7 protein-coding genes are annotated in these 12,886 nt (G+C 41.3%); 6 read left to right on the forward strand and 1 reads right to left on the reverse strand.

The window, feature by feature from the left end:
- Positions 1-1,137 (reverse strand): trigger factor (gene tig, locus B4033_RS00785; protein ID WP_286831159.1); only part of this gene is annotated, 1,137 nt, incomplete at its 3' end.
- Between the two features lie 262 nt (positions 1,138-1,399).
- Here tig and B4033_RS00790 point away from each other — a divergent pair.
- The 6 genes from B4033_RS00790 to B4033_RS00815 form a co-directional block, all read left to right on the forward strand.
- On the forward strand, positions 1,400-3,649 hold the full coding sequence (locus B4033_RS00790; RefSeq protein ID WP_286831160.1) for a TonB-dependent receptor domain-containing protein: 2,250 nt from the start codon (positions 1,400-1,402) through the stop codon (positions 3,647-3,649).
- A 289-nt stretch (positions 3,650-3,938) separates the two neighbouring features.
- On the forward strand, positions 3,939-6,224 hold the full coding sequence (locus tag B4033_RS00795; RefSeq protein ID WP_286831161.1) for a TonB-dependent receptor: 2,286 nt from the start codon (positions 3,939-3,941) through the stop codon (positions 6,222-6,224).
- Positions 6,225-6,636: 412 nt separating this feature from the next.
- Entirely contained in the window at positions 6,637-8,892 is a 2,256-nt protein-coding gene (locus B4033_RS00800) for a catecholate siderophore receptor Fiu (RefSeq protein WP_286831162.1), read from the forward strand.
- Positions 8,893-8,971: 79 nt separating this feature from the next.
- Entirely contained in the window at positions 8,972-9,655 is a 684-nt protein-coding gene (locus tag B4033_RS00805) for a Fe2+-dependent dioxygenase (RefSeq protein ID WP_071320590.1), read from the forward strand.
- On the forward strand, positions 9,655-10,761 hold the full coding sequence (locus B4033_RS00810; RefSeq protein ID WP_286831164.1) for an alpha-hydroxy acid oxidase: 1,107 nt from the start codon (positions 9,655-9,657) through the stop codon (positions 10,759-10,761). The genes B4033_RS00805 and B4033_RS00810 overlap by 1 nt, the downstream gene beginning before the upstream one ends.
- A gap of 314 nt (positions 10,762-11,075) precedes the next feature.
- Positions 11,076-12,886: TonB-dependent receptor (locus tag B4033_RS00815; RefSeq protein ID WP_286831166.1), on the forward strand; the 1,811-nt coding region annotated here is incomplete at its 3' end.

The following is a 12,886-nucleotide window of genomic DNA, read 5'->3' on the forward strand; positions in this document are numbered from 1 at the left end:
GTCTTCGATGTAAGCTTCTACACGTGCTTGATCAACTTCGATTTTCGCGTCAGCAAGTACTTTACTTACCAACACGCCAAGTTTCACTGATTTTTCAGCTTGTTCTTTGAACAGTTCATCTGGAAGCATGCTTGAATCAAATGCTTTCGCGCCTTGGGCACCAAACTGTTGAGTGAACTGCTGGATCATTTGTTGACGTTGACGGTCAACTTCTTGAGCAAGCATTGCAGCTGGAATTTCAACTTCGTTTGCAGCTACAAGTGCATCAAAAGTTGCGCCTTTCACCTGGTTGCGAAGACCGTTTTTCACTTCACGTTCCATGTTTTTACGAACGTCAGCTTTAAGTTTTTCAACGCCTTCTTCTTCAGTTAAACCGAAAATTTTAAGGAATTCAGCATCAATTTCTGGAAGTTTTTGCTTTTCAACAAGTTTCACAGTGATTTTGAATTGAGCTTGTTTACCCGCAAGGTTTTCAGCTTGGTAGTCTTCTGGGAAAGTTACATCGATAACTTTCTCTTCGCCTTTCTTCATGCCGATGATGCCATCTTCGAAGCCAGGAATCATACGACCAGAACCTAAAACAAGTTTAAAGTCTTCTGCAGAACCGCCTTCAAATTTTTCGCCATCAACTGAACCTTCGAAATCGAAAGTTACTTGCATGTCTTTTTTCGCCATGCCTTTAGTTTCAGCCCAAGCAGCACGTTGTTTTTGAAGATTTTCGATCATCTTTTCAACGTCTTTGTCGTTTACTTCAGCTTCGTTGCGCTCAACTTCAAGGCCTTCAAAATTCACTTCAACTTCTGGGTAAACTTCAACAGTTGCTTCATAAACTAAAGCATCATCTTTCATTTCAGTTTTTTCGATGTTTGGCATACCAACAGCGTTGATTTTCTCTTGTTGGATTGCTTCAAAAACTGTATCGCGAATGATGTCGTTAACAACTTCTTGGTAAATACCAGCGCCGTATTCACGACGAATAACGTTCAAAGGCACTTTACCAGGACGGAAGCCGTTGATCTTCGCAGTTTTAGCAGTGCGTTTTAAACGAGCTTCAAATTGCTCATTAATTCGGCTCGTCGGTACAGAAACATTTAAACGACGGGCAACGCCCGAAACCGCTTCAGAAGTTACTTGCATGGCTTCCTCTATATATTTGGTAATAACAGGTTTATAAAAATGTGCCACATTATATGACAACATTGAACGATATACAAAACATACGCGCGAGTTCCAGTTTTAAAGCCTTTTTGTATGTGAATTGCCATTTTCCAGAGAGTTAGTTAATCCAATAACAATGAAGCAAATGTATATTTTTATTGCTAATGATAAATATTATCATTAGTATTGCTAAAAATTTGATCGAATACTCTATTTATTCCTAATTTTCGGGATTTGGGACATGCATACATTTAATCTTCGCCCATTAGCATTGGCGATTCTTGGGGTTACAGCATCTACAGCATTTGCTGAAACAAATAATACTGAAATACCAGTAACTCAACTCTCAACGATTGTAGTTTCTGCAGCAGGCTATGAACAAAAATTAAAAGATGCGCCTGCCTCTATTACAGTACTTACACAAGAAGATTTTAAGACCAAACGTATCACCTCAGTTGCCGATGCTTTAATTGATGTTGAAGGTGTAGATATTAGCCCTACAGCAGGTAAAACGGGCGGTTTAAATATTAGCATGCGTGGTATGAGTTCAGAATACACTCTAATACTAGTGGATGGTCGACGTCAAAATAGTACTGGTGACATTACTCCAAATGGTTTTGGTGAAACTAATAACAATTTTATCCCCCCTATTTCTGCGATTGAACGCATTGAAGTAATTAAGGGACCAGCATCGACTCTGTATGGCTCTGATGCAATGGGAGGGGTAGTCAATATTATTACCAAAAAAGTTTCTGATGTTTGGACTGGGGCTTTGACCTTAGACAGTACTCTCCATCCCAACTACTCTGATTTCGGTAATCAACGTAATGCTGATATTTACGCATCTGGCCCACTCATTGAAAACTTATTAGGTTTGCAAATTCGTGCCAAACATTGGGAACGAGATGAGTCAAATGTAAATCGTGATGCCGATGATGGTGTATTGGGTTCAGGTAATAGCCCAGCAGAAGGTAAAATCGATACTCTTGGTGCTCGCTTAACATTAACCCCAAACCAAAATCACGATATAAGCTTTGATATTGAAAAACAGCGTCAAACTTATGAAAATCCGTCCTTATCCTCAAGCACCTTCCAACTCGGTACTGTAGGAGCTAACGGAGGCTATGATAATGAACTCAAATTTAATCGGGATAAATACTATGTCGCTCACCAATGGCGTAATACTGTTGGTACCTTAGATAGTAGCTTGTCATTCAATGAAAGTGAAACAGTTGGTCGCTTATTACCGTCTCGAACTCTCCCATTAGTAAATGGAGAACTTAGTGAAGAAAAAGTGGCTCGTATTATTGAAAGTGAAGACCTTATTTTTGACACTAAGTTTACGACTCAACTCATTGAAGGCCATAATTTGACATTGGGTGGTCAATGGTGGGATGCTCGCATCAGTGATGGTTTACGCCAGAACAAAGAAGTTTCTTTTACTCAATTAGGATTATTTGCTGAGGACACTTGGTCTTTAACCAATACTTTAGCTTTAACATTAGGCCTACGTTATGATGACCATGAAACATTTGGGGACTTTTGGACGCCGCGTGCTTATTTAGTTTGGAATACGAATGATAATTGGACTTTTAAAGGTGGCTACAGTGAAGGATATAAAACACCACGTTTAGAACGCTTAACAGATGGCATCTATAACGTAGGTAGCCAAGGTAGAACTCCTTTATTTGGTAATAAAAATCTAAAACCTGAAACAAGTAACAACTTTGAACTTGCGACTTATTTCACCAAGGATAATTTCGATGCCAATATCACTGCATTTTACAGTGAAGTCCAGGATAAAATCCTAACCCCTACCTCCAATCCTGAACGTACTTGTAGAAATGATGAAGGCCCTATCAAAGAAGCATGTGAAGAGTACATGGCAAGCGTCGGAACTCCATGGACTATGGATTATAATCCATCAAATGGCCGCCCTGATTCATGGGGAGTAAATCGCCCAATTAATGCTCAAGAGGCTGAAATTTATGGTGTAGAGACTGGTTTTAACTGGAACTTCGCGCCAGAGTGGAAATGGTCTGCAAATTACACATGGAGTAAAACGCAAATCAATGATTCCAAGTTAGGAAATCCATCCTTTACTGATACTCCTGAACACATCGTTAACACTACCCTTAAATGGCAAGCTGCTGATAATGTACAACTTTGGGCTCGCGGTGAATATCGAAGTGAACGTGATCGCTATCCTGGATCAGATCTATCTAAATTAGAGGGTGATGAAAAACGTATCTATGATCGTTTAGGTGATTTCAATAGCTATAGCTTGTTGCATTTAGGTTCTAATTTTACGGTGACGGACAATTGGGATATTTCTGTTGCACTGTACAATGTGTTTGATAAAGACTTCAACAAATATTCTCGCTTTGATGCGCCTACTGCCACAAACCCAGATGCAGCATTCTTTGCTAATGAATATTCCAACACTCAAGAAGGTCGTCGCTTACAACTAAGCACAACTTTCAAATTCTAATATATTCCTTTTTTAAAAAACCTGCTGCGGCAGGTTTTTTATATTTGGAAAATTCTTATAAAATCCCTACTTCATGTACATAAAAAATCCCCATCAAAGAGACTTTAAACACTTATTTTTCCGATATTTATTAAATTCATTAGTTTAGATATATTTTGTTATACTATTACATTTACATTTCCAAGTTTAGCCCAGCTAAACATTGCCAAAACCAATAACAAAAACAAACATTAAACAAATAAGAATAATTATTATTCGCACATCATAAATTACACGATTCAAGTATTCCATGTCATTCATCAAGTCACGTAAGAAAATCGTTTCTTCTGCGATCGCTTCTTCCCTCTCCATAATCGCAGTGAACGCTGTTGCTGAAGAAGAAGTTGTTCAACTTGAAACTATTCATCAAGAAATTGCTGCTGAAAAACAACAAAGCTTAAAAGTAGATAATTCTGCCAATAAAAAATTTGTTGCACCTTTATTAGATACCCCGAAATCAGTATCTGTGATTTCTAAACAAATGATTGAGGATACTCAAGTTACTACTCTTGCTGACGCTTTACGTACTGTACCGGGTATTACCCTTGGTGCCGGTGAAGGTGGCAACCCGAATGGTGATCGTCCATTTATCCGTGGTTATAACTCTGAAAGCTCAATGTATGTAGATGGAGTTCGTAGTGCAACTTCGCAAAACCGTGAAATGTTTGCTGTAGAACAGGTTGAAGTCACCAAAGGTTCGGCTTCTGCTATGGGTGGTGCAGGGACCACTGGTGGTAGCATTAACATGATTTCTAAAGTTGCCAAAGCAGGGGATTCTTTAGAAGGTTCTGTTGCTGGAGGCACGGACAGCTACGCACGTATTACCTTAGATGGTAATAAAGATTTTGGTAATGGTGTTGCAGCACGTGTAGCTGTCATGGGGCATCAAAACGAAAAAGCAGGTCAGAAAGACGGTGCTGAATATAAACGTGCCGGTATTGCACCAAGTATTAGTTTTGGTCTAGATACCCCTACTCGTGGGACTTTAAGCTATTACTACTTAAAATCTGATGATACCCCAGATTCTGGTGTGCCTTACTGGAATTCAGCAACTCAAACAGCTGTAGGCAAACCACTCAATGCTAAACAAGGTATTTACTATGGTTGGCTGGATCGTGACTTCCAGAAACAGGAAAACCAGATTGGTACTTTAAAGTTAGAGCACGATTTAACAGATGATCTAACCATTAGTAACACGGTTGTTTATGGTCAATCTAAAAATGATTATGTCTGGACTCAGCCAGATGATTCCAAATTAAATATTGCCAATGGACAAGTGGTTCGTCGTGCAAATACCCGTATTACTGACACAGATACATTTAGTGATCAGCTTTCATTAACCGGTAAATTTAATACCGGTACACTAAAACATAATTTTAATGTAGGCACCGAATATTCTAAGCAAGAATCTGACAAAGGAAATTATTTACTTACAGATTTAGGGCAGGCGGCAAGCTCTACTCTTCCAGCTAACCTTAGTGGAAGCAAAGCATGTAATACATTTACCAATGCTACCTCAAATTATTGGTGTACAAGTGCTGATAACCCGAACTCAAATGATCCCTGGTTAGGTTCAACTTCTGCAAATCGTGCAATTTCTACTACAACCACTAAAAATACATCGGTGTATTTCTTAGATAACATCGAGATTAACCCTCAATGGCTGTTAGATCTTGGGGTGCGTTGGGATAAATTTGATACTGAGCAGGTCTACAACAAAGAGTCAGGCTCTGGCAGTAGTTTAATTCCAGCTGGAACAAAATTTGGTACTAATGATGATTTCTTTAATTACCAGGCAGGTCTAACATTTAAGCCAACTGAGAATGGCAGTATTTATGCAAGCTATGCAACTTCTGCCAACCCAGTGGGTGTAGACGCTGCTGATGGTTCAGAAGGACTTTCTGTACCTGGACGTAATACCACTGAAGCACAAGCTCAGGCCATGAACAACCTTAAACCTGAGGAAGTTCGCACCATGGAACTGGGCACGAAGTGGGATTTATTTAATAATAAATTAAATCTAACGGCTGCTATTTTCCGTACTGAAAAAACCAACACTCGCGCTACTGATACCGACGGTTTTACCCGTAATATTGGTGAAACACGTGTGGACGGTTTTGAACTTGGAGCGAACGGCAATATCACTGACAAATGGGCTGTATCTGCTGGTTATACTTATCTAGACAGTGAAATTGTCGATGATGGTGCAGGTACCAATGATGGTAACCAGGTTCAGAATGTTGCGAAAAATTCTGCGACACTTTGGACGACTTATGACCTAACTCCTGCTTTTACAGTTGGTGCGGGTGCAGTTGCCATGGATAAAGTCTACGGTAATGCCGACAACACCAGATACGTTCCAGGTTATGTTCGCTACGATGCAATGGCGCGTTATAACGTGAATCAAAATGTTGACCTGCAGTTGAATGTAAACAATCTGACTGATCAACGTTATTTCACTAAAGCTTATGCATCTCACTATGCAACTGAAGCAGAAGGCCGTAACGCAGTTCTTTCTCTGAACTTTAAATACTAAGTTTTAGCTTCGTCCCTCATCAAAAAATAGCCTCATTTGTGAGGCTATTTTTATTTTCTGAAAGATATAAAACTTTAAATCTAGATTTAGTTCTATTTACGCACCTTTTGATAAAAAGCTTTAAATAGAAAATAATTACATTTTTTAATCTTAGGTAAAAAACTGAAAAATAAGTTTATTTTGAATTTTTTCTTAATAGAAATCCTAGATTAAAGTTTGAATATTAAACAGTAATTTCATCCATAAATTCATAAGAATGACTTAATTGAATATTGTTAATGATAATTATTATTAATACAATTCGCAAAATTGTTAAAAGCCATAACAATAACTCCATAATTGCTGCTATTTGATGAACTCGAGCATATCAAGGTGGTAAGGGAAATATTATTTAATTCAGGAATTCTGCAATATGGCGCATATCAAAAGCCGGAAAAATCATTATAAGACTTCATTGGTCGCACTTGCTGCAACTCTGCCTCTCATCGCTCATGCGGATAACACCACCAATGAAGGCGTTATTCAGCTTCCAGAAATTGCGGTTAAAAACAAAACTGTAAGTGAATATAAAGTAGATCAATTAAGCTCCGTTAAATCTAGCCAAGCTTTGGTAGATACGCCGCAAACTGTTTCGATTATCAACAAAAATTTATTAAAAGAACAAGGTGCGACTACCTTGGTTGAAGCTCTGCGTAATACACCAGGAATTACCTTGCAACTGGGTGAAAATGGCAATACCAGTGCTGGCGATGCTTTCCAGATGCGCGGCTTTTCAACTCAAAGCTCGACCTATCTGGATGGTATTCGTGATCTGGGCGCTGTGAATCGTGATGTATTTAATCTGGAGCAGGTGGAAGTTGTAAAAGGCCCGGCAGGTGCAGAGGGTGGACGTGGTACAGCATCCGGTTATGTGAATCTGGTCAGCAAGCTGCCTCATCTGGAAAACAGCCGTGAAGTGTCTGCAACCTATAACACGGCAGAACATACACGCCTTGCTACCGACATTAATCAGGCCATTAATGACAGCGTCGCCATTCGCCTGAATGCAATGGGACAACATGGCGGTGTGAAAGGACGCGATTATATCGAAAATAAAGGCTGGGCTATTGCTCCTTCCATCGCCTTTGGTCTGGATAGCGATACTCGTTTATATCTTTACTCACAACACATTCGTCAGCGTAATATCCCGGATGGCGGTATTCCGACTATTGGCATGAAAGGTTTCTGGAATGCAGACCCGCTGATTGCCAATGCAGCTAAAGTAGACCGTGAAAATTATTATGGTCACGCAGATGACCATGAAGATATTAATGCTGATATGTTTACAGCCAAAATCGAAAGTGACTGGGCTGAAAATCTGAAATTCACCAATATTACCCGCCTGGGCAATACCCAGATGCAGCGCACATTGACAGGGATTAATACGATTTCAAGAAACGACTCTACTAATCCTCAAGACTGGACAGTCAGCCGTTCGCGACAAGGGGTAGATCAGGAAAATAAAATTCTAGCTAATCAGAGTACGATCAACTGGAATGTCAAAACTGGTTCAGTAGAACATGATATGGTCGCTGGCGTAGAGCTATTAAAAGAGCGGCAATATTCTAGAACGCTGGCTACACAAATGCCAGGGCAGCCTACTAACAGTACACCACCCGCGAATCTATACCATCCTGACCGTCACCAGAATCTGCCTGATCCTGTGTATACGGGCGCTTATTCAAATGGTGAAACCCAGACGGCGGCTGCTTATCTTTTTGATACGCTCAAGTTTGGTGAACGTTTTCAACTCAATGGTGGCGTCCGTGTCGATTATTACGATACCAATTACGATGCACTAGGTTACTCAACCGATAGTACGACACTAGCAGTAACTGAAACCAAAACAGATTTAAAAGCCCATGACACTTTATTCAGCTGGAAGCTCGGTGGTTTATATAAGCCAACTGCCTACAGCAGTGTCTATGCATCTTATGCCAAATCCCTGACACCGCCGGGTAGCAGTAACTTTAGCCTTTCAACCACAGGAATAAACAGCTCAGCCGCAGACCCTCAAGAAACTCATCATTATGAAATTGGCACCAAATGGGATCTACTAGAGGGTGATCTGGCTTTAAATGCTGCTGCATACTACACCGAAAATGAAAACCAGTTTACCCAAGATCCGATTACCCGCGAGTCTGTTCAGGAAGGTAAAACTACAGTTAGAGGAATCGAATTGGGTGCTGTCGGTAAAATTACCGATGCCTGGAATATTTCAGCAGGTGTAGCCCATATGAAAACCGAGCAAAAAGACCAGTTCAGTGTCAACTCCAACACGGGTGTAGTGACCCAGACCAATAGTGTACGCTGGTCACCTGAATGGACCGCTTCACTGTGGACGACCTATAACATTGCCGGTTTAAAACTGGGCTTGGGGGCACGTTATGTGGATGAGCAAAAACGTGTGATTACCGATAGTACTGCTGCAGCGAATATGCCAAGTATTCCAAGCTATGTGGTGTTTGATGCTATGGCCGGTTATACCTTTAATGACCAGACTTCCTTAAACCTGAATGTTTATAATCTGGCAGATAAAGAGTACATCAGCACGCTGAATAATGGAGGTGGTCGTGTGATCTTGGGTCAACCACGTTCAGCAGCTTTAACCTTGAACTATAAATTTTAATTTAGCTTTTATCTCTATCTATCAATATCGTGTATTCTCTTGAATGCACGATATTTTCAATTGCAGGAATGCTTTTAAAATGATGTTACATATCCCGGCAGTATTAAGCAAAGCACAAGTTGCCGAACTGAGACAGCAATTAGATCGTTCAGAACACTGGATGAATGGGCAACTCAGTGCCGGGAGTCAGGCACAGAAAATCAAAAAGAACCTACAACTGGATTCTTCTTCTGTCCTGTATCAGCAGATTAGCCCGATTATTTTACAGGCACTTAAAAGTCATCATTTAATTACCTCTGCTGCCCTGCCGAAACATATCCTGCCGCCCCTGTTTAACTGCTATCAGGATTCAGGTACTTATGGTAATCATGTCGATAATGCCATTCATTACTCTCCTCTACTCGGACAGGCCATTCGTACCGATGTGTCACTGACTTTATTTTTATCTGAAATCGATGAATATGAAGGTGGCGAGCTGGTCGTTGAAGACCAATATGGTTGCCATGAAGTGAAACTGGACGCTGGTGATGTGATTGTCTATCCATCGACCAGTCTGCATCGGGTTGAACCGGTGACTCAAGGCAAACGTATAGCAGCTGTCACTTGGATTCAGAGTATGGTTCGGGAAGATGCCAAACGCAGCATGCTATTTGATCTGGATATGACCATTATCAAACTGCGTCAGCAAATTGGCGATACGGAAGAAGTCCTGCAGCTGACCCATCATTACCACAACCTGATTCGTCAATGGGGTGACTTGTAATGTCGCAGGATCCAATCGCACCACTGACCCAGATTCCCGCCTACTTACAAACCATTGCCGATTATGAAATGGAGGCAAAAAAACATCTGTCCAGTATGGTCTGGGATTATCTGCAAGGTGGTTCTATGGATGAAGTCAGTGTCCGGGATAATTTACAGCAGTTTCAGGATATTCAGTTATTACCTCGAATGTTGAAAGACCTGAGTCAAGGCAGTACTGAAATTGAAATTTTTGGACAGAAATTTCCGCATCCGATTTTCCTGGCACCGATTGGACACCAGCAACAATTTCATCTTGAGGCTGAAGCAGCTTCAGCGCTTGCTGCAGAAGTCATGGGCAGCAATATCATTCTCAGTACTTTTACTAATACCGATATGCGGACACTCAAGCAGGATAATCCTCGCAAATGGTTCCAGCTTTACTGGCAAGGTGATCGGGAAAAATCTTTGGCTTTGGTGAAAATGGCTGAAGCACATCATTACACGGCGCTGGTGATTACCGTGGATTCACCACATACCGGCATCCGTGATCGTGAACGTCGCGCTTTTTTCCATTTACCGAAAGACATGCAGCACCCGCATACACCAGCACATATTCCCCTGCCAGAATTAAAAGAAGGTGATCATCCGGTCTTTCATGGGCTGATGAAAATTGCTCCGACCTGGGAAGATATTGCCTGGATGGTAAAGCAGACCTATTTACCGGTCATTCTAAAAGGCATCGTGCATCCTCAGGATGCCCAGCTGGCGATTCAGCATGGGGTAAAAGGCCTGATCATTTCCAATCATGGCGGCCGGGTACTAGATACCTGTATTTCTCCACTGATTGCCCTACAACTGATTAAAAAGGTGGTGCCAGCAGATTTTCCTCTGCTTTATGATGGCGGTATTCGCCGTGGATCTGATGTATTCAAGGCGATTGCCTTAGGTGCTTCTGCGGTGCTGATTGGCCGTCCTTATATTTATGGACTGGCGACTGCCGGAGCTTTAGGCGTAGCACATGTGATTAAAATCCTCAAAGAAGAATTTGAAATCACCATGGCGCTAATGGGAACAGCCACAGTAGCTGAAATTCAGCCGGGCTGTGTGTTGAATAGAATTGAATGATGATATTTATTTGAAAATAAAGATGAAGTTTCAAGAAGTCGGAAGTGCTATGTTCTACTTCTTGAACTATTATTTAAGACAATCCTAAATATTTTATATCTCGATAATTATTATCAATTAAAACTAAACTAGACCTATATTTTATCAATTTATAACAAAAACATAGAGTTAATCCTCCACCCTCTAACCCTTTCATCTATTTTTAAAATTGATTAAATTTTATTCATCGCCAATATCAATTCAGAAAGGATAACAACGATAACAATAATAATTATTATTTGCGAATCCAAACTTAAAAATAAAAAAGAACTATGATGAGCCAGATAAAATCTCGTAAAAAAATCGTTTCTTCAGCAATCGTTTCTTCCCTTTCTCTTGCATCCGCACATGCAATTGCCCAAGAAAACGTGGTGCAGCTTGAAACCATCCGTCAGGAAGTGCAAGTGGAATCTGTGCCAGGTTTAAAAATCGATCAATCGGCAAATAGCAAATTTGTTGCCCCTCTCCTGGATACCCCGAAATCTGTGGTTGTGATCCCTCAGCAACTGATTGAAGATACGCAGGTTACGACCTTGGCAGATGCTTTGCGTACTGTGCCGGGGATTACCCTAGGCGCGGGAGAAGGTGGTAATCCAAATGGGGATCGACCTTTTATTCGGGGTTATAACTCGGAAAGTTCGATGTATGTGGATGGTGTACGGAATTCGACTTCACAAAACCGGGAAATGTTTGCCGTTGAGCAGGTCGAAGTCACCAAAGGTTCTGTCTCTGCCATGGGCGGCGCTGGTACTACTGGCGGCAGTATTAACCTGATTTCAAAAGTGGCGAAACAGGGAGATGCGCTGGAAGGCTCCATTGCAGGTGGCACAGACATGTATGCACGTATCACTTTAGACGCTAACAAGGACTTTGATAATGGTATGGCGGCTCGTATAGCTGTCATGGGCCATCAGAATGAAAAAGCAGGACAGCATGACGGTACAGAATACCAACGTGCGGGTATTGCACCCAGCTTCAGTTTTGATCTGGACAATGCAACACGTGGCACTTTGAGTTATTACTATCTAAAAACAGATGATATTCCAGACTCAGGCATTCCTTATAATAATCCGTTTGAGGCACCTACTGGAAATAACCCTGATAACCGGCCATTAAATGGCAATGGTAAACCGATCAACGTTAAACAAGGTCAGTATTATGGCTGGAAAGATCGTGATTTCCAGAAACAGGAAAACCAGATTGGCACCCTCAAGCTGGAACATGATCTAAATGACAATTTAACCCTCAGCAATACGGCGGTATTTAACCGTTCTAAAAATGACTACCTCTGGACCAATCCTGATGATTCACGCGGAAACTTCATTTTAAATGGTAATGTCTGGGCTCGGGCCAATTCACGTATCGCAGATACCGATACCTTTACTGATTTGCTGGCTTTAACCGGTAAATTCAACACCGGTATCATCCAGCATAGCTTTAATCTGGGTGCAGAATATTCGGATCAGGATACTGAGCGTACCCAATATATTATTAACGGTCTGAATGCGACTGGCAGTTCCTATGCAGCCTGTGGTACTCCTGCCAATGTGGCCTTAGGCTGGTGTACCTCTGTAGACAATCCAAATCGGAGTACCTGGACGGGAACGATTAGTACGGATGGTGCAGACAGTTATCATATTGAGACCAAATCCAAATCGATCTACTTCCTGGACAGCATCGAACTGCATCCGCAATGGATTGTGGATCTGGGTGTGCGCTGGGATGACTATAAGACCCAGCAAATCTTGACCTATGGACGATTCAATAATGCGGTGACAGGCGCTAACAATACGCCAATTACAGCCGTTCCAGGTGATCAGCTCACCCTTGAAAATGAAGATGACTTTATTAACTATCAGGCCGGTCTGGTCTTTAAGCCAAGAGAAAATGGCAGTATTTATATCAGCTATGCCACTTCCTCAAATCCGGTTGGCATCGATGGCGGTGATGGTTCCGAAAGTATTACTGTAGCTATTGAAAATTTAAAACCGGAAAAAGTCCGTACCATGGAACTGGGGACTAAATGGGACATTCTGGAAGACAAACTCAATTTGACCGCCGCCATTTTCCGTACTGAAAAAACCAA

The sequence above is a fragment of the Acinetobacter sp. UBA3132 genome (genome assembly GCF_002364825.1).
In the GTDB taxonomy this organism is placed as follows: domain Bacteria; phylum Pseudomonadota; class Gammaproteobacteria; order Pseudomonadales; family Moraxellaceae; genus Acinetobacter; species Acinetobacter schindleri.